At 70.2% G+C, this 18,730-nt stretch carries 15 protein-coding genes; 7 read left to right on the top strand and 8 right to left on the bottom strand.

The genetic code is table 11. The features are described from left to right. Positions 1-109: 109 nt before the first annotated feature. Together V1457_RS27220 and V1457_RS27215 are read right to left on the bottom strand one after the other, a co-directional pair. Positions 110-937, bottom strand: a complete 828-nt coding sequence (locus V1457_RS27220; protein ID WP_338597831.1) for an ABC transporter permease — start codon at positions 935-937, stop codon at positions 110-112. Positions 938-1,002: 65 nt separating this feature from the next. Then, positions 1,003-1,992 carry an ATP-binding cassette domain-containing protein gene (locus V1457_RS27215; RefSeq protein ID WP_338597829.1) on the bottom strand — a complete coding sequence of 330 codons (990 nt, stop codon included), beginning with the start codon at positions 1,990-1,992 and terminating at the stop codon, positions 1,003-1,005. A 188-nt stretch (positions 1,993-2,180) separates the two neighbouring features. Between V1457_RS27215 and V1457_RS27210 the strand changes: the two genes are divergently transcribed. After that, positions 2,181-3,407 (top strand): nucleotide disphospho-sugar-binding domain-containing protein, encoded by a 1,227-nt coding sequence (locus tag V1457_RS27210; RefSeq protein ID WP_338597828.1) that lies wholly within the window; start codon positions 2,181-2,183, stop codon positions 3,405-3,407. A 4-nt stretch (positions 3,408-3,411) separates the two neighbouring features. Here V1457_RS27210 and V1457_RS27205 read toward each other — a convergent pair whose 3' ends face one another. From V1457_RS27205 to V1457_RS27195, 3 genes are read right to left on the bottom strand one after another with little or no spacing between them, the layout of a single operon-like run. Then, on the bottom strand, positions 3,412-4,182 hold the full coding sequence (locus tag V1457_RS27205; protein WP_338597827.1) for an NAD-dependent epimerase/dehydratase family protein: 771 nt from the start codon (positions 4,180-4,182) through the stop codon (positions 3,412-3,414). A gap of 1 nt (position 4,183) precedes the next feature. Further along, entirely contained in the window at positions 4,184-5,164 is a 981-nt protein-coding gene (locus V1457_RS27200) for a Gfo/Idh/MocA family oxidoreductase (RefSeq protein WP_338597826.1), read from the bottom strand. Further along, positions 5,161-6,600, bottom strand: coding sequence for an NDP-hexose 2,3-dehydratase family protein (locus V1457_RS27195; protein ID WP_338597824.1), 1,440 nt, complete (start codon positions 6,598-6,600; stop codon positions 5,161-5,163). The genes V1457_RS27200 and V1457_RS27195 overlap by 4 nt, the downstream gene beginning before the upstream one ends. A 176-nt stretch (positions 6,601-6,776) precedes the next feature. Here V1457_RS27195 and V1457_RS27190 point away from each other — a divergent pair, with 176 nt between their 5' ends. From V1457_RS27190 to V1457_RS27165, 6 genes are all read left to right on the top strand, one after another. After that, on the top strand, positions 6,777-7,241 hold the full coding sequence (locus tag V1457_RS27190) for a YbaK/EbsC family protein (protein ID WP_338597823.1): 465 nt from the start codon (positions 6,777-6,779) through the stop codon (positions 7,239-7,241). A gap of 36 nt (positions 7,242-7,277) precedes the next feature. Continuing rightward, complete coding sequence (locus V1457_RS27185; RefSeq protein WP_295142479.1) at positions 7,278-8,042, top strand: class I SAM-dependent methyltransferase; 765 nt, start codon at positions 7,278-7,280, stop codon at positions 8,040-8,042. Between the two features lie 738 nt (positions 8,043-8,780). After that, complete coding sequence (locus V1457_RS27180; protein WP_338597820.1) at positions 8,781-11,003, top strand: YcaO-like family protein; 2,223 nt, start codon at positions 8,781-8,783, stop codon at positions 11,001-11,003. 6 nt (positions 11,004-11,009) lie between these two features. Beyond that, positions 11,010-12,293 (top strand): hypothetical protein, encoded by a 1,284-nt coding sequence (locus tag V1457_RS27175; protein ID WP_338597818.1) that lies wholly within the window; start codon positions 11,010-11,012, stop codon positions 12,291-12,293. Further along, positions 12,290-13,366, top strand: coding sequence for a SagB family peptide dehydrogenase (locus V1457_RS27170; RefSeq protein ID WP_338597816.1), 1,077 nt, complete (start codon positions 12,290-12,292; stop codon positions 13,364-13,366). Before V1457_RS27175 ends, V1457_RS27170 begins: the two co-directional genes overlap by 4 nt. Further along, a complete protein-coding gene (locus V1457_RS27165; protein ID WP_338597815.1) occupies positions 13,363-14,442 on the top strand; it encodes a methyltransferase in 1,080 nt (359 codons plus the stop codon). The genes V1457_RS27170 and V1457_RS27165 overlap by 4 nt, the downstream gene beginning before the upstream one ends. 69 nt (positions 14,443-14,511) lie before the next feature. On the opposite strand, the gene V1457_RS27160 is transcribed toward V1457_RS27165, so the two are convergent. The 3 genes from V1457_RS27160 to V1457_RS27150 all read right to left on the bottom strand — a co-directional run bounded on the left by V1457_RS27160 (position 14,512) and on the right by V1457_RS27150 (position 18,652). Next, positions 14,512-15,546: an NlpC/P60 family protein gene (locus tag V1457_RS27160; RefSeq protein ID WP_338597814.1), complete on the bottom strand. Its 1,035-nt coding sequence runs from the start codon at positions 15,544-15,546 to the stop codon at positions 14,512-14,514. A 349-nt stretch (positions 15,547-15,895) separates the two neighbouring features. After that, positions 15,896-17,578, bottom strand: coding sequence for a substrate-binding domain-containing protein (locus V1457_RS27155; RefSeq protein WP_338597812.1), 1,683 nt, complete (start codon positions 17,576-17,578; stop codon positions 15,896-15,898). A 213-nt stretch (positions 17,579-17,791) separates the two neighbouring features. Then, positions 17,792-18,652 (bottom strand): SAM-dependent methyltransferase, encoded by an 861-nt coding sequence (locus V1457_RS27150; RefSeq protein WP_338597811.1) that lies wholly within the window; start codon positions 18,650-18,652, stop codon positions 17,792-17,794. Positions 18,653-18,730: the final 78 nt, after the last annotated feature.

Raw genomic sequence — 18,730 nt, 5'->3', positions numbered from 1 at the left:
CGACCACGGCCGATTACGCCGATGGGGAGCCGATTTCCCCGTGAGCCGACGAAAACCGGCCCGCCGCGTGCAGGAGGGCGCGGCGGGCCGGGGCGGGGGACGAGCGGGGTTACAGCGGCTTGCGGAAGCCTCGGACGGCGATGCCTGCGCTGACGGCGGTGACGGCGATGCTGATGAGCAGGGACGGGCCGATCAGGTAGGTGCCGTCCAGGCCCAGCGCGACGGCGCGGGAAGCGTCCACGGCGTAGGTGAGCGGGTTGATGCGGGCGACGAACTCCAGCCAGTCCGGCAGTTCCTCGATCGGGACGAACGCGCTGGAGATGAACATCAGCGGCACCATCACCAGCACGCTGATGTTCTGCATCGGCTCGGTGCGCCGCAAGCAGGCCCCCATCGCGAGGAACGCCCAGCTCAGCGCGGTGCCGACGGCGAGGGTGAGCAGCGCGGACAGCAGCGTCCCGCCGAATCCGCCCGCGGGGGAGTAGCCGAGCACCGCCCAGGCCAGCACCAGGATCAGCGCCACCTGGATAGCGCTGCGGATCAAGTCGGAGGCGCTGCGCGCCAGCAGCAGCGCGCTCGGGATGATCGGCATCGAGCGCAGCCGGGCGACGATGCCGTTGCGCAGGTCCTCCACCAGCCCGATTCCGGTTTGCGAAGACGTCTGCACGACGTGGTTGACCAGCACCGCGGGCAGCAGGAAATCGAGGTACTCGGTGCCCGCGGGCAGTTTCGCGGCGAGCGCGAAGTTGGTGAAGATCTGGGTGAACACGAACAGCGTCATCACCGGCTGGATCAGGCCGATCAGCACCAGCCCGGGATCGCCGGCGAACGCGCGCAGCGATCGCTCGGTGAGCACGGCTATCTGGGTTGCGACGGAGCTGCCGTTCCATCTCGGCGCGGTCGTCGCGCCCGCTGCAACCGGTGCGGTCGCGGTCATTGTCGCTCCACTGTGGTCGGAGAGGTGGTGGTTCGGGAAGTACCGCGCGTTCCCGGCCGGTCGGGTCAGCCCGCGGTGCGCCGCGCCAGCGCCAGGTACACGTCGTCCAGCGTCGGCTCGCCGAACGCGAGCTCGGCGACGTCCACTCCGGCCTCGTCGAGCACCCGGATCACCGCCGCGGTGTCCCGGGAAGCCTCGATCGGCGTGATGATCGCGGTGCCGTCCCGGCCCACCGACGGGTCCATTCCCGCTCGCCGCAGCGCCGCGCACCCGGCCTCCGGGTCGCCGCCGTGCGGCGGGACGACGGTCACGGTGCGCTGCCCGACGCGTGCTTTGAGCTCCGCGGCGGAGCCGCTGGCGACGATCCGCCCGGCCGAGAGCACCGTGATCGTGTCCGCCAGCCGATCGGCCTCGTCCAGGTATTGCGTGGTCAGCAGGACGGTGGTGCCCTCGGCGACCAGCCCGGAGACGATCTCCCACATGGCTCGCCTGCTGGTCGGGTCCAGCCCGGTGGTCGGCTCGTCCAGGAAGATCACTTCGGGATTGCCGACCAGCGAAGCCGCCAGGTCCAGGCGCCTGCGCATCCCGCCCGAGTAGGTCCTGGCCTGCCGTCCGGACGCCTCGGTCAGGTCGAACGCGGTGAGCAGCTCGTCGGCGCGCGCCTTGGCCCGCGAGGTGTCCGCGCCGAGCAACCGGGCCAGCATGGTCAGGTTCTCCCGCCCGCTGAGCCGCTCGTCGACCGCGGCGAACTGGCCGGTCAGCCCGATCCGCTTGCGCACCTCCTTCGGCTGCGCCGCCACGTCGAACCCGGCGACGCGGGCGGTGCCCGAACCGGCCGGCTGCATCGCGGTCAGGATGTTCACCAGCGTCGTCTTGCCCGCACCGTTGTGCCCGAGCAGGCCGAGCACGCTGCCCTTCGGCACCTGCAGGCTCACCGACTCCAGCGCGGGCACCGAGCCGAACCGCTTGCCCACGTCGACGGCTTCGATCATCACCGCGTCCGGTTCCGGATCGAGCGCGGATCGGACGGTGCGGGCGGTCGTGAACACGGTCATGGGTCGGATTCCCCGTTTCTCGTCGTGTGTCCCAGCAAACCGGGTCGCCGCGAGGTGCAGCATGGGACAGTCCGAGTCCCGCACCAAGGGGCTTAACACCGGAAGACTCGTGGTACGACCAGATCGGCGTTCGGAATCCGCCCACGACACTAGTGATTCTGCCATTTGCGGCGGAATACGATGCGGCCATGCGAGTGCTGTTCGCGGTTTCCCCGTGGCCGGGTCACTACTTCCCGATGGTTCCGCTGGGATGGGCGTTGCAGGCCGCCGGGCACGAAGTTCGGGTGCTGTGCAACGAGTCCGATGTGGACCCGGTTGCGCGGGCCGGGATGACGCCCGTGCCGCGGCTGGCGAGCCTGGACCTGCTGCGCGGGGCGCGGCTGATCAACCTGCTCACGGCATTGCGCGGCGGCTGGCCGTACCCGGAGCCGCCGCTGCACCCGGACACCGCGGAGCCGGTCGACTTCGCAACGTTCGATTTCGCGGCGTGGCACGAGAAATTACGTCCGGAGATGCTCGCGAACGCCACCCGCAGCACCGACGCGGCCGTGGCCTTCGCCCGTGAATGGCGGCCGCAGCTCGTGGTGCACGACATGGAGAGCTTGGAAGGGCCGCTGGTCGCGAAGATGACCGGCGCACCCGACGTGCTCCAGCTGTGGGGCCCGTTCGGCACAGCCGACGATTACGGCGAGGCGCCGGACGGGCACGCACCGGTGGATACCAGTGCCGCCTTCGAGCGTTACGGCCTCGGCGAGATGGGGTTCCACCACATCGATCACGTGCTGGACCCGTGCCCGCCGCAGCTGCGGCCGTCTTACGAAGCTGCGGCCGTTCCGAGTCGCTACATCCCGTACAACGGTCCGGGCAGCGTTCCGGGCGATATCCCGCCGTGCGGCGGGAAACCGCGGGTGTGCGTGGTGTGGGGCCGCTCGGCGACCCGCACGTTCGGGCCTGTTGTGAACAAGATGTCTCAGGTCGTTCAGGCCGCGAACGCGGCGGGCGCGGAGGTGCTGCTGCTTTCCTCACCCGCCGACGCCGCGGCGGCCGGACCGTTGCCGGACGGTGTGATCGTGCGCTCCGACGTGCCGCTGAGCTTGGTGTTGCCGGAATGCGCTGCGGTGGCGCATTACGGCGGCGGGGGAGTGAGCATGACCTCGCTGGTGGCCGGAGTGCCGCAGCTCGCATTGCCGTGCGGGTACGACCAGCCGGTGATGGCCGGGCGGTTCAGCGCGGCCGGTGCCGGGCTGGACATTCCGAACCACGCGGCGGAGGTCGACGGGCTCAAGGCCGCTTTCGGTCGCCTGCTGGAGGAATCGTCGTTCACCGAATCCGCCCGCGAGCTCGCCGCGGCGGCCGCATCGCTGCCCGCACCGTCCGATGTGGTCGGCAAGTTGGAAGCCCTGGCGCGCGACTGAACCCTCAACCGCTGAAGACGACGGCGTCTTGCACGAAAGCGCTCAGGTAGCGGTCCAGGAGATCGTCTAGGTAGCCCGTACCGAAGTCGTGCGCGGCGAACTCGGGCACCAGCCTGCGCAACTTCGCGGTGTCGACCACAGTGCGCTCCGGCGGTCGGGGCACGGTGCGGCGCTCGGCGCGGACGTCCATCCGGGATTCGATACCGTCCACGATGTCCGGGACCGCGATCGGGCGGCCGGACGCGATATTCAAGACGTCATTGCGGATTCCCCGCCGCAGCAACACATCGAGTGTCGGTGCAACGTGCCGAACGTCCAGCAGGTCCCGGTATGCGCCCGGCTGCACGGCCACCGCGCCGGAGAGAACTCCGCGGGTCAACGCGGGTAGCAGCTGGTCCGGCTGCTGACCGGCACCGACGAGGTGGGTGAGCCGCAGGATCAGGTAGGGCGCGCCGGACAGCGCGCACACCCGCTCCAGCGCGAGCTTGTGCCGCCCGTAGACGGTGCGCGGGAAGACCGGGCCGTCCTCGGTGCCCGGCGAGCCCTCCGCGCCGTAGACCCCGGAAGAGGCGGTGGACAGGAACACCGCGGTGCGCCGCTGCTTCCGGCATCGCCGCAGCACGTCCGCGACGAGCTCCGCTTCCCGGTCGAAAGCGGCGAAGTCGGTGCTGGCCGCCGTGGAGACCCCGGCAGCGATCACGGTGACGTCCGGGTAGCGCGCACCGAAGTGCGGCGCGAGATGGCGGGCGAGGAAGCCGCGGCCGACGATCTCCACTTCAGGCCGCCTCGACCCGCACGGCGCGCTCGCGCACCTCGTCCACCAGCGCGGCCAACGCGTCCGCAGCCGCCACCCAGCGCTTTTCCTCCGGCGTGCGCTGTTGCACGGCTTGCGCGAACGAGCCAAGCGAGGTGCGGAACTGGTGCGCCGGCGGCAGCACGATCTCCTCGGCGTGGTCCTGCTCCTCGATGCGCAGGACCGGCTGGTGCTGCGGCGGCGGGGTGAACGCCCGATCGAGGCCGAGCCACGCCGTGCCGCCCCAGAGCGCGTAGCGGGCTCGGTAGCTGTGCTCGAAGCCGAACTCGAGGTTGGCGAAGACCCCGGAGTCCGCGGTCAGCAACACGTTTCCGGCCACGTCGACATCGGACGAAGCATCCATTCGCAGCGTCGCGCCCACCAGCGACAGCGACGGCCCGAGCAGCAGCAGCGCCGCCCGCAACGGGTACACGCCGACGTCGAGCAACGCGCCGCCACCGAGTTCGGCGGAATACCGGATGTCCTCGCCGGGCAGCGGCGGAATGCCGAACGTCGCGGTAAAAGTCCGAAGCGGACCGATGCGTCCCTGGTCGAGCAGTCGGCGAACGTGGTCGTGCACGGGATGGTGCAGGAAGGCGAAATTCTCCCGCAGCACGAGGCGCTTCTCGTCCGCTAGCGCGGTCAGCTCGCGAGTTGCCGCCGCGCTGCCGGTCAGCGGTTTCTCGCACAGCACGTGCTTACCTGCGTCCAGCGCGCGCCGCGTCCACTCGTGGTGCAGCGAATTCGGCAGCGAGAGGTAGATCGCGTCGATGTCCGGATCGGACACCAGCGACTCGTAATCCGTCGCTGTGGCACCGAATTCGGCGGCGAAGCGTTCGGCCTTCTCCCTGGTTCGGCTGGCGACCGCGGTGGTGACCAGCTCCGGCACCTCCGCGGCCGCGGGCAGGCTCCGGCGCCGGGCGATCGCCGAGCATCCGAGCACACCCAGCCGAACCGGGCTCATGACAGCCCCCGCAAGCAAGCGATCAGGCTGCGCGCCTGCACGTTGACGTAGTGGCTGTGCTTGAGCAGCTCGGTGAGCTGGTGCAGCGTGAGCCACCGGAAGTCCGGCAGATCGTCCGCGGTGCAACCGGGTTCCACCTCGATGATCTGGTACCGGTTCCGGGCCTGGTGGAACCGGCCGCCTTCCTCGGACAGCTCGGTGTCGAACAGCACCCGCTCGGCGGGCCGGTGCAGCACCGCGTCCAGGAACGGTGGCCGGTAGTCCACGCCCAGCCGGTCGTAGTTCTCCGGGGTGCACTGCACGGTCGGTGCCAGCTCCACGACGTCGAGGTAACCGGGTTCGACCCTGGCGTTGACCAGTGCGTGCAGCACGCCGTCCACTCGTTTGACCAGCAGCGCCACCATGCCGATGCCGTGCGGGCGCAGCAACGGCTGGGTCCAGCCGGTCACCTCGCGGCTGTTCGAGCGCACGTCCACGGCCACGATGCTGAAGAAGTTGTGCTCGTCGTGCCGGATCTCGTCCGGGGTGCGGCGCCAGCCGCGGACCGCGCCGAGCGGGATCAGGTCGGCGCGGACCTGGTGCTCGGCGTGCTGCGCCGTGATCCAGCTGCGCACCTCGGAGGTGGTGTGCAGGCTGCCCGCGGCCGGATCGCCGGAGCCGGTCAGCGCGGCGCCCAACGAGTCCGAAGCGGACCCCTCGGCGGCCCCCTCGAACCCGCCGGGAAAGCAGGAAAGGACCGTCCGCGCGTCCATGTTCACCAGGTTCTCCTCGGCGAGCAGCGCGTGCAGCTGCCCGAGCGTGACCCAGCGGAAGTCTTCGTGCTCCGGCAGCGGCTCGCGCACCTCCACGACCATGTTCCGGTTGCGCTTGCGGTAGAACCACGAACCCTGCTCGGACTGCAGCACGTCGGCGAGCACGTTGCGCTCCGGCGCGTCCCGGAAGTGCTCCAGGTACGGCACCGCGTTGCCGTCGTGCACCCGCTGATAGTTGCTGCGGGTGGCCTGCACGGTCGGCGACAGCTGGACGCCGTTGACGTTGCCGGGCTCGGTTTTCGCCTGCATCAGGCAGTGCAGCACGCCATCGATCTCGCGCACCAGGATGCCGAGGATGCCGATCTCCGGCTGGTTGATGATCGGCTGGGTCCAGCCGGTCACCGGACCGTGATCGCTGCGCACCCGCAACCCCTGGATGCGGAAGAACCGCCCGGAGTCGTGCGCGAGGTCGGCGGTGGCGTCGTCGAAGCGCCACCTGTGCAGGTCCGCGAACGGGATCCGCTCGACGTGGTGCAGCTGCGCGGCGCCGCGCTCGGCGATCCACGCGCGCAGCCGCGGCATCGGCACCGCGGCGTCCTGCACGGTGCGGGCCGAGCGCGCCAGCCGGTGCGGCAGCGTCGTGTCCGGTTTGCGCAGCAAACCGGTTCCAGCCGGAGGCGGCATGGGATCTCCTCAGCGCGGTCGGTGCCGGGGACCCCATACCTATCGCGGAAAAAGTAGGCGAAACCCCAATCCGCGCGCCCAGGCCGGGCGGCCTCGAAATTCGCGGACGGACTGATCGACTTGCACTAGAGTGGCGTGCCGGAGCACGAGACGCACGGACGCTCAGGAGGGAACCGATGCACGCCAAAGCCCAGCGAGTCGCCGACACGTTGGAAAACCTCGGTGTCCGCACCGAGGTCCGCGAACTCGACAGCAGCACCCGGACTTCCCAGGACGCGGCGGACTCGATCGGCACCACCGTCTCGCAGATCGCGAAGAGCCTGCTGTTCCTCGCCGGAGAACAGCCGGTGCTGGTGATCGCCTCCGGCACGAACCGGGTTTCGGTCGACGCGGTCGGCGAGCTGCTCGACGCCGAGCTTACCCAGCCGGACGCCAAGACGGTGAAGAAGCGGACCGGCTACAGCGTCGGCGGGGTTCCTCCGGTCGCGCAGAACGAACCGGCCACCGTGGTCATCGACGAGGACCTGTTCCGGTACGAGGTCGTATGGGCCGCCGCGGGCACGCCGAACGCGGTGTTCTCGGTGACTCCGGACGAGCTGCGGCGGGTCACCGGCGGCACGGTCGCCAAGGTCGCCGGGTAGGTCGGCAGCGGTGCGATCAGCAGAACGGCGGAGGGCATGACCGGCGCGCACGACGACCGGGTCCGGGAGCAGTTCCGGCTGCAGGCAGGCACGTTCACCGACACCGGCTTCGCCACCAGCGGCCTGGACTGGATCGTCGACCAGCTCGATCCGCGGGAGGGCGAACAGGCGCTGGACGTGGCCTGCGGCGCCGGGCACCTCGGCCGCGCGCTCGCGCCGCGGCTCGGGCACGTCAGCGCGATCGACCTGACGCCCGAGATGCTGGCGCAAGGCGACCGGCTGGCGCGGGCCGAGGGACTGCGCAACATCACCTTCGCCCGCGGCGACGCGACGGCCCTGCCCTGGCTGGACGCCCAGTTCGACCTGGTGGCCTGCCGCATCTCGCTGCACCAGGTCGCCGACCCGGCGGCGGTCGTGCGCGAGATGGCCCGCGTGGCCCGCGAAGGCGGCCGGATCGGCATCACCGACATGGTCCTCGAAGCTCCGGAACTCGCCGCGGAGAACACCCGCGTGGAGCGGTTGCGCGATCCGAGCCACAACCGCACCCGCACGGTCGAAGAGATCCACCGGATGCTCACCGAAGCCGGGGCCACCGTGGTGTCCACGACGACCAGGGACAACCCGCTCGACGTCGAAGACTGGATGTCGCGCAGCGGCACTCCCGAGCAGGACCGCGCCGAGATCCACCGCACCTTCGACGCCGAACTCGCAGGCGGCACGCCGACGGGCCTGCGCCCGCAAGGCCCCGCGGGCGACCGCACCCTCACGCACGTCTGGGGAACCGTCGTCGCGACGCGGTAGATCCGCGGAGCCTCACACAGCCGGAACCCCACGGGCTTCCCGCCGGAGTCGGCGCGCTGGTTCCGGTTCGCGATGCTGGCGCCGGGCGGTCGCTGCGGGCGACTCGTGCGGGGCGCCGTTCATTCGCATGTGACCGTGCGACGAATCCGAATATTTGCCATGAATGCTGAATATTTGCGCGCTATCTGATCGTGCCGGGCGGAGTGCGCACAATTGCGGGAATCGCTCGTCGGTAGCAGTTGCAGGACGGAGTTTTGGGCTCGAAATTAACCGCAACGGAGCAGCGGTAGCCTTTTCCGGTGATGGTGGTGGACCTTTCACCATCATCTGGATAATATGAGGAAGCCAATTCGGCATTCCACGAAAATCCGGAAGGGAGTGTTTTCATGGAGCTCATGGACGAATTCGAGGAGATCACCACGAAGGACACCGAGGCGGTGCCGATCAGCTCCTCGTCCTCCTTCGCCGTCGACGAGTCGGGCGACGACGAGGAATGACGGGCGCACGCGGCTGACGCGGGTCGCCGCAATGCCAGGGCTCCGCAGGCCGGGTGCGAACTCGGCCTGCGGTCTCCGAAACGCGCCGGCTTCTGCTCGGCTGATCAGGGCGTTGGGCCCTGTTGCCGAGTCTGCAGCGGGTGCGCAATCGTGGGCATCCCCTGATTCGGCGCGGCACTGGAGTCCGCACGGCACCGGAGCACGGCACCCGAGTCCGCACAGCACCGGATGAGGTGAAGGATTGAGCACGTCGCATTCGTCGATGGTTCCGCGCGCCGATGTGCGCTTCCGCTGGCACGGGCGCTATTTGTACGTGTGCAGCAGCAGCGGCGCGCTGCGCGTTCCGGTCGCCGCCCGGGAAACGGCCCCGGAAGCGGCTGAAAGGGGAGCGGCTGAAAGGGGAGCGGCGGGACCGGAGGTGCCGCGGGCCGGCGCAACGGCGGAGGTGGCGTGGTGGGAACTCCCGGAAAGCACCCTCGCCGGGCTCGCCGAACGCGGCTTGATGGTGCCCGCCGATCAACCGCTGCGCAGGCACCTCTCCTACGAGCCTCCGCGCGCGCAAGCCGGAGCGGTGCGGGTGCTGGGCGACGATCAGCTGAGCATCTCGATCGCATCGTCCCTGCGGAACAACGGGGTCGCGACGACCTGCGACGCGGCGGCCCGCGACGGGACTGCCCGCGACGCTACGGGCCGCGACGGGACGGACGGCCGCCCCGCGCAGGCTTGGGTGCTTCCGCTCGTCGCGCCGGAGGACGACCTGCGGGCCGTGACCGAACGCGCGCTCGGGAACCGGGCACCGATCGTCGTTTTCGCCTGCACACCGCGGAAACTCCACACCGCGGTGCTGCGCCCGCCGAGCACGGCGTGCCCGCTGTGCGTGGTCCGGCGGATCCGCGCGAACTGGCCCGGCCAGGACATCGCCGACGCGCCGCTGGAACTCCTGCTCGGCACCTGCTCGGAGCCCGGCTGGCCCAGCCACGACGCCATGATCGGGCTGGTGGCGCACACCGTGTTGCGCGCGGTAGGTGCCGGTACCGGCGATGGTGGCGATGCGGCCGAACTCGTCGAACTGGACTTGGATTCCTGGGCGAGCACGCGGCATCCCGCTCTGCACCTGCCGGGGTGTCCCGCCTGCGCTCGCGAGGTGCGCACGCCGCCCCAGCAGGACGGAACGGCGCCCGCGCTCGCCGCGAGCTGGCAGCGGATGCAGCGCGCCATCGACCCGCTCACCGGCATCTTCGCCTCGGTTCAGGACCGGCGCCCGGAGGGTTCGGAAACGACGCTGGCCAACACCGTCGGCGGCACGGAGACGGGGTGGTTCTCCGCGGTCTCGGCGTGGACGGTGAGCGGCTCGGCCAAGCACGATCCGCTGGAAGCACGCGTGTGCGCGCTGGGCGAGGGGCTGGAGCGCTACGCGGCGGGCATCTACGACCCGGACGACTTCGTGCGCGGCTCGTTGTCGGAGCTGGGCGCCGCCGCGGTGGATCCGCGCGAGCTGCCGCTGGGTTCACCGGCGGAATACCGCTCGTTCCGGCGTTTCGCGCCCTACCACCCGGAGCTGGTGATCGACTGGGTCGTGGGAGTCGACCTGAGCACCGGGCAACCGCGCTACGTGCCTGCAGGCACCGTTTACGTGCCCTACAAGGCGCCGAACCGCCGCGAACGCCTGTTGAATTCGGTCTCCACCGGGCTGGCCGCGGGTAGTACCCGCGACCAGGCGCTTCGCGGCGGGCTGCTCGAAGTGGTCGAACGCGATGCCTTCGCGGTCTACTGGTACAACCGGCTCCGCGCGCCCAGCCTCGACCTGGACGGCCTCCCGCCGGGTGCGGTGCGCACCGTGGCGGAACGGATGCGGCTGCGCGGTATCGAGGTCATCGCCAAGGACATCACGACGGACCTCGGCATCCCGACGATCCTGCTGCAGGGGCGGCTGACGACTCCGGAACGGCCGATCGTCCTGCACTCCAGCCGATCCGCGCTGGACACCGGCGAAGCGCTGCTCGGCGCCTGCGAGGAACTGGAACTCGGGTTCTGCCAGATCGACGGCCTGTTCCGGACCCGCGCGGTGCCCGAGGACGGCGTCACGTTGGGGCACATGTGGGACTTCTACCTCTACTACTGCCGCGCGGACCGCGCCGAACTGCTGGACTGGACGCGCGAGGGGCCGCTGCAGCAGGTGCCGCCGTCCCGGCGACCGAGTGAGTCCGATGTGGACGAAATCGTGGCGCGGCTGGCCGCGGCCGGTCATCGGCCCGTCGCCGTGGACATCACGCCGATCGACGTCGCCGAGTGCGGGGTGAGCGTCGTCCGCAGCATCGTTCCGGGGCTGCAGCCGGTGGTCTTCTCCCAGAAGTTCCGGCATCTCGGCGGCCGCCGCGTGTTCGAGGCACCGGTGCGGATGGGCCTGCGCGAGCAGCCGCTCGGCGAGCAGGAGCTCAACCCGCTGCCGCTGCCGATGGCGTGAGGACCCATGCCCTGCACACCGGAGGCGCCGCGCGTCGAACACTCGCTGTGCCGCGCGAACGCCCCCTATCGGATCGAGGTCGGCGGGGCGCTGACCGGCGCGGGTTTGGTGCGCGACAAGCACGTTCTGACGGTGTGGAGCGACCGGAGGTGGACGCTGCGCCGCGGCGCGGCAGCACCCGGCGGCCCACCGGTCGCGCGCCGATACCCGCAGGCTCTGGCGGCTCCGGCGCTGGAAGACGCCCACGTGCACCTGCACCCGGGAATGGCGCTGCCGGACTTCGTGGCCTACGGCATCTGCCGAATCCGGGACCTCGGTTCGACCGCGGGCACCGAGCACCCCGTGCCCGCCGCCCGGCATTGCGGAGACCCGATACCGGAGGTCGTGCTGGGCGGCCCGCTGCTGGACCGCCCGGGAGAACCTCGGCTGGACATCGCGACCCGATGGGAAAAAGCCGAGGAGTTGCCCGGCGTCGTCGAGGCGGCAGCAGCGCGCGGAGCCTCTTGGATCAAGCTGTACGCGCAGTTCCCGGAAGAGCTGATCGCAGCCGTGGTGCGCCGGGCACACGCCCGGAACCTCCGGGTGGCCGTGCATCCGGCTCCTGGTGGCGCACCGGCCGCGTTGCGCGCCGGGGTCGACGAGATCGAGCACGTCGCATGTCTGGCACCTCGCGGTGACGGCCGCGGCGGCGCGCACGCCCTGCACCGGCGGTGGGCGCAACGGGACGGTGACTCGTGGCCGCAGCTTCCCGCAGGGACGAGGTTGTGCCCCACCTTGGTGGTGCAGCACCGGTTGGCCGTAGAAGCCGCGGATTCCTGGAGTTTCGCCGGTGCCGATCCCGCGACCGCGGCTTTCTGGCGGCGGATGCCGCTGATCTCGCAACCGTGGACCGAGCGGCAGCTGCACCACTGCCGTGCGGCGGGCACCGAGATGTCGGCCGTCGTGGCGCGCCTGGCCGGGGAAGGAGTCCGGCTGGTGCCCGGCAGCGACACACCCAACCCCGGCGTGCTGCCCGGCCGGGGACTGTGGGAGGAGATGAACCTGCTCGTCGAAGCGGGTCTGGCACCGCTCGAGGTGTTCTCGGCGGCCGCCGCAGGCGGCGAACCGGGCACTGCCGCGCTGGGTGCTTCCGGCGACGAGCCGGTGACCCTGCTGCCGCTGACCTCGTTCACCGCCTTCCAGGAACACCGCCGCTACCCGATCGGGCCGGTGGTAGCGACCCTGCTTCGCGGCTGCCTGTTCGTGCCGCGCCCGGACCCGTCCGGCGAACCACTGCGAGGACTGCGATGAACAGGCGCTACCGGCGCAACCCGGACTTGATCCTGGAATGGGGCAGCGAGCACGACGGCGTCGTGCTGGTCGATTCCCGCACACTGCGGCGATTCGCGGTCAAGCGGACGTTGCTCGGAGTGCTCAACCGGATGTCGGCACCCGTGCTGCCCGGCGAACTCGCCCTCGAAGACGGGGCGGCGCCCGGCCCGCAGGAGACCGAGGCGCTGCTGGCGCGGCTCGCGGAGGCGGGCATCGTCGAACCGGTCGACGATGCGCAGGTCGTGGACGACCCGCCGAACCCGACGCCCCCGGAACTCGCGGTGCACGCACTCGCCGCGCGGGGCGGCATCGCCCGCTCCCGCCTCGACGAAGTCGACATCCCACCGGCTCGGCTGCGCCACCGCGAAGCGTCCGAGGTGATCCCGCTGCCCGCCGGCGAAGGGGACAGCCGGCCGCTGCGCGAGCTGCTCCGGTCGCGCACGAGCATCCGCGACTTCGCCGAGACCCCGGTCGGTTCAGCGGAACTGGGCCGATTCCTGGGCGATTCGGCGCGCGTGCGCGGATGGCTCGGACCGGACCGGTTGCAGGCCACTCGACGGCCGAGCGCTTCCGGCGGCGGCAGGCACAGCCTGGAGATCTACGTCCTCGCGCGCGCCGTGGCGGATCTGCCGCCCGGTGCGTACCACTACGACCCGTTCGCGCATCAGCTCGCCAAGTTGCAGCCATGGGACGCGGAGCTGGACGACCTGCAGCATCGGCTCATCTGCCGCCCCACGCTCACCGAGCACCCGCCGCCGGTGAGCATCTACCTCGCCGCGTACCACCAGCGCGTGCGGTGGAAGTACGGCGGCATGACGCTGAGCCTCATCTACCGCGACACCGGCTGCCTGCTGCAGACGATGTACCTGGTCGCCACCGATCTCGGACTCGCCCCGTGCGCCACCGCAGCGGTCGAACCGCAAGCGAGTCCCGAATTCCTGCGCCCCTACCGGGAGGACGTCGTGCACGTGGCGAACTTCGCGTTGGGAAACCCCGCCGATTCCGCGCCGACGAGTCCGGATTTCCGGCCACTGAACGGAGCACGCCCATGAAGATCCGGGAAACCGCGTCGCCGGGAGATCGCGAGTCCGAGCAGGGGAGCGCGGCCACCGCCGATGCGGCCGCAGGCCGGGGGCAGCTGCTCACGCTGTGCTACGGCTACCTCGCCTCGCGGATGCTGCACGCGGCGGTCCGCCTCCGGATCCCGGACGCGCTTGCCGACGAGCAGCTCAGCGTCGACGAGCTCGCCGCGCAGACCGAGACCCGGCCCGACGCGCTGCACCGATTGCTGCGCGGGCTGGAGCACATCGGGATCGTCGCCGAAGCACGACCCGCTCGTTTCGCCCTCACCCCCACCGGCGACCAACTGCGCTGCGAGGGTCCGGTCGCCTCGATGATCGAGCTGTTCTGCGCCGAACCCGTCTGGCGGGCGTGGGAATCCTTGGAACAGACCGTGCGAACCGGCCAAACCGGGTTCGCGCGCGAGTTCGGCGTCGACTTCTACGACTACTGCGACCGGGATCCGGCGTTGGCGTCCGCTGTCCGCGACGGGCTGGGCCAGGAGACGCTGGCGGTGGCACCGGCGCTGGCCGATGCCGTCGACTTCGCCCGGTTCGGCACCGTCGTGGACGTCGGCGGCGGCAACGGCGCGCTGCTGAACGCCGTGCTCGCACGCAATCCCGGCATCCGGGGCGTTCTCGTGGACACCGCTGCCGGGTGCGGGGCTGCCGTGTTCGCGGACGCCGGGCAGCGCTGCGAGCGGGTCATCGGCGACTTCTTCGGCGAGCTCCCGGCAGGCGGGGACGCCTACCTGCTCAAAAGCGTCATCCAGGACTGGGCGGACCGGCCCGCGTCGCAGATCCTGCGGGCCTGCCGACGCGCGATGCGCCCGCACGCCCGGCTGCTGCTGGTCGAAAACCTCGGTGACGCCCGGCCGCCTGCGGAATCGGACGTGCCGCTGCGCGACCTCATCCTGCTGACCACGTCGGGCGGCCGGGTGCGCACGGAGCCGGAATTCGCCGAACTGCTGGCCCGCTCGGGATTCCGGCTCGTGTCCGCCACCGCCGTCGACCGCAGTTACCACGTGCTGGAAGCCGCCGTGGCGGATCTCCCGGCCGATCCGGGGTGAGGCCGGATCGCGCGGAAGTTCCGCGGCGCAGGCCGCCGAACCTGCGCCGCACGAAGCAACGGCCAGCGCTCAGCCCGCGAAGCGGCGGACGCTGTTGACCTGACCCATGTACTCGACCTCTTCGACCGTGACGTCCTGGCCCTCGGTCGGCGCGTGCACGATCTTGCCGCCGCCGATGTAGATCCCGTTGTGGCTGCCCGAGCTGTAGAAGAAGATCACGTCACCGGGCTTCATCTCGCTCTTGGAGACCTTCTCGCCCGCCTGCATCTGTGCCTTCGTGCCACTGGGCAGCGAAACACCGGCCTGCTGGTAGGACCACTGCACGAGCCCGGAGCAGTCGAACTGGCTCGGCCCCTTGGCGCCGAAGACGTACGGCGAGCCCTGCTTGCCCAGCGCGGCGTTGGCCGCCTGGATGGCGACGCCGGCACCGCCCAGCAGTCCGACGTTGCTGCTGCCGCCGGACATCGATTCCTGCTCCTGCGCGCTGAGGCTGTTGTACTGCTGCTTGACCTTGGCGACCTGGGCGTCCGCTTCGCCCTTCTTGGCCGCGATCTCACCTTCCAGCCGGGCCGCGTCGGCCTCCGCCTGCGTGGCGCGGTTGCGCGCGTCCTGGGCCTGCTGCTCGGCGCCTTCGGCGCGGTGCGTGGCGCCGGACAAGGTCTGCACTGCCTTGTTGTTGTCCTTGCCCAGCGCGTCCAACGCCGAGGCGCGATCCAGGAAGTCGTTCGGCGACTCGCTGACCAGCAGCGCCGAAAGCTTGCTCATCCGGGCGCCCTGGTAGGACGCGCTGACCAGGCCGTCGACCTGCTGGCGGAACCGCTCCTCCTCGGCGCGCGCCTGCTCGGCGACGCGGCCGGCCTGTTCGGCTTCCGCGTTCGCGCGGTTGAGGTCGTCCTGGCGCTTGGCGTGATCGTCCTGCGCGCCCTTGTACGCCTCGGTCAGTTCCTCGGCCTTGCGCCCCAGGTCCCTGAGCTGCTTCTGGGCTTCCGATGCGTTGCCTGGCGGCTGCGCGATCGCCTGCGGGGTGGACACGCCGACGGTGGTGACGACCACCGTGGCGGCCAGGGCACCGCCCATCGAGCGCTTCAATCGGGACGACGACACTGAACGCACAAGACTCCTTTGCTGCTCCCACCGCCTCATCGACCCCCGACCGTCCGAGGCGCTATGCCCGAATGGCACCGAACCGGCCACGGTCCAACCGATTCGGCTCGATTCGCGTCCGCCACCTAATCGGTGACCGATCATCGCGAAGCCGCGCACAGGCTACGCAAACCGGTACCGCACGGTCCACAAGTGGGGGGTGTCGTGCCGCACAAATCGAGCTTTTCCGCTCGTGCGAGGCGGTTGTGAAGTTGCGGTGAGATCGGCGAGCGGTGCGCGGGCGATCACATTGCGGGAAACATTGGCGACGTTGTGCGATCAGCGAGATCCTTCCGCGGTGTCGAAGTGCTCATTGAGCGCGGCAGTCGGCAGTCGCTTTCCGGTCGGCGCATGGCGGGTAACCGGCGTCGCGCAGCATTCCCAAGGCGGGTTCCGCGGCCATGTACTGCTTGAATTTCCCGAGCAACGAGTCGGGGGAGACCGGTTCCGCGGTGTAGAGCTGCTCCACGGTCCAGAAGCGGTAGCGCGGAACGTTGTCCGGTTCGGGACGGGTCGCGTCGATCGGCACGACGGTGAGGTTCGCGTCCTCGGCGACTTCCCGGCCCGCGGCGCCGGCGTCGGCGTAACCGATCGCCCCTGGAGTGGTCCCGACCCTGTTCAGCAGGGCTTCGGTGTCGGCGGCCTGGCAGTGCACCGGTGCGTCCTGCCGGGACAGTTCGCGGCTGTCGCACATCGGCAGCGGTCCGCTCGAAGTGCCCGGGGCGATCTTGCGCTCGAACGTGCGGCGGGTGCCGGAAGAATCGTCCCGGTCCACGATCTTGATCGGGCCGGGGGAACCGCCGGCCACCTGACTCCAGTCGGTCTTCTCGCCGGAGAAGATGGCCCGCAGGTCGGCGGTGCTGATCTCGTGCACCCCGGCCTCGTTGTTCACCACGATCGCGTAAGTCACCAGGGCGACCGGTGCCGGCGGTTCGGACGCGGCGGTGTCCGCGGCCCGGCCGTCGGAGAACACCGCCCGGTCCGGAGCCGAATCGCTCCGCGCATTGCGCAGCGCGTCGAGTCCGTCGATGCTGCTGGTCGGGGCGACGTTTATTTTCGCACCGCTGCAGTCCTTCTCGTACTCGTCGGCGATCTCTTCGACGATCGGCAGGAACGCGCTGGAGCCGGTGATCTGGACTTCGCCGCTCGCGCAATGCGCGGGTTCGCGGGTGATCACGCCGAACAGCGAAGTGCCGATCAACGCTCCGGTGAGCAGCACGCTCAGCCCCACCGCCAGCCGGGTCCAGGTCAAGCGCGGCTGCGCCTTATCGTCCTTGAACCAGCCGTTCTCGATGCGGCCGTCGACGCGGATCGTCTTGGTGATCTCGCCCGCCGGCGCGTCCTCGGGCTCCTGCAGTACCACGACGAGCTTGAACTTCTCGTTGCGCCGCAACGAGAGCCGGGTCAGCCGGACCCCGTGCCACTGCGGTCCCAGCTCGGTCGCCGGGGTCTGCTGCGCCGGTTCGATCGAGCTGGACAGGCGGCGGGCGAGCCAGTCCCGCAGGGCGCGCAGGTTGTTGCCCGGTTCCCGCGGCTGCTCCCGCCGGTTCGCGGCCTCCGGTGCCGTCTCGTCGGAGAAGAAGACCAGGTTGTTCTTGGCGCGCTGGTGCAGGTCGTCGGTGCTGGCCTCGGAGATCCGCGCGTCCCACACCACGCGGCGGCCGAAGGTGCACGAGATCGGCGTCTCGAAGTCCTTGCGCTCGATGTCGAAGCTGCCGACGTTGCGGATCCGGATGATGGCCACGCTCATCCGGTCCACAGTGGTGGTCAGGTGCCGCAGTCGCGGGTCCGCTTCGGTGGAGGCGATGTCCTGCGGGATCGGGTTCAGGCCGATCTTCGAGTTGTAGAGCACCCGGTAGTCGATGCGTTTGCGCCGGATGACGAACCGGTCCGCCAGCGGCGCGGTGATCGTGATCAGAATCGCGAGCGCGATCGCGAGCGGGGTGCCGGGTTCGGCGACGATGCCGCCGAGTCCTGCCCACACACTGCCCATGTCCGTCGTCTCCTCGTGCGGCCGGTCGGCGACTCGACACTAGGAGCGATCACGGTGCGCACCGGGCGGATACGTCTGCCGTTCATCCGCTCTTCACCGGACGTCGGGTTCGCGAGGCCGGTCGAGGCGCATCGGGGCGGTCGCACTGCGACCAACGGAGCAGTGCAGCTCCGGGGGCTCGCCGAAGGCTTTCCGGTGAGCGACTCGAACCGTTCAGCCTTCGGCTTTGTAGCCGACCGCGGCGCAGACGACGGACTCGTCCGCGGTGTTGAACAACTTCTTGCCCGTTCCGGGGCTCGCGTCCTCGGGATGCCATTCCGGGGCCCAGGCCATCCCGGGCTCGATCAGCTCGAAGTCGCCGAACAGCGCGCGGGTCTCGTCCCAGCTCCGCAGCCGGACGGGATTGGCGGTCTGGTCGTAGCGCTGCACCAGCTGCAGGTACTCCGCGGCCCGCTGCGGCTGCGCACCGTCCACAGTGGCGTGTGAGATCGCCAGGTACGACCCGGCGGGCAGCAGGTCGCGGTACTGGACGAGCGCCTGCTCGACCTCGTCGTCGTCCGGCACGAAGTGCAGCACCGCGATCATCAGCAAGGCGATCGGTTCCGCCGGATCGACCACACCGGTGGCGCGCACCTGCTTCCACAGCGACTTCGGGGAGCGCAGATCGGCCTGCACCACGGCGTGCCGTTCCGGGTCGCCGTGCTTGTCGAGCAAGCGCTGCGAGTGCGCCACCGCGACGGGTTCGTAGTCGACGTAGACCACCCGGCTGTCCGGGGCGACCTCGTCGGCCACGTGGTGCACGTTGCCGACCGTGGGCACGCCCGAGCCGAGGTCGACGAACTGCCGCACACCGCGACCGACCAGGTGCCGCACGATGCGGTGCAGCAGGTAGCGGTTGGCCAGCGCGACCGGCCGCACGATCGGGAACACCTCGAGGATCGTCTTGCCGAACTCGCGGTCGATCGCGTAGTTCGCCTTGCCGCCGAGGTACCAGTCGTACATTCGCGCAGCGCTCGGACGTTCGAGATCGATATCGCGTCCTCCCGTGCCGGCAGGTGTGTTCTCGGCCGCCATCAACGCTCCTCGCCGCCCGACTTGATCAACGAGCCGAGTGTATCTAGCCGCACCACCCTGGCTGAACCACCGCTTGAT

The organism is Saccharopolyspora sp. SCSIO 74807 (assembly GCF_037023755.1).
GTDB classification, from domain to species: domain Bacteria; phylum Actinomycetota; class Actinomycetes; order Mycobacteriales; family Pseudonocardiaceae; genus Saccharopolyspora_C; species Saccharopolyspora_C galaxeae.
Note: the sequence above shows the minus strand (reverse complement) of the source record. Positions and strands in the feature narration are given on the sequence as shown.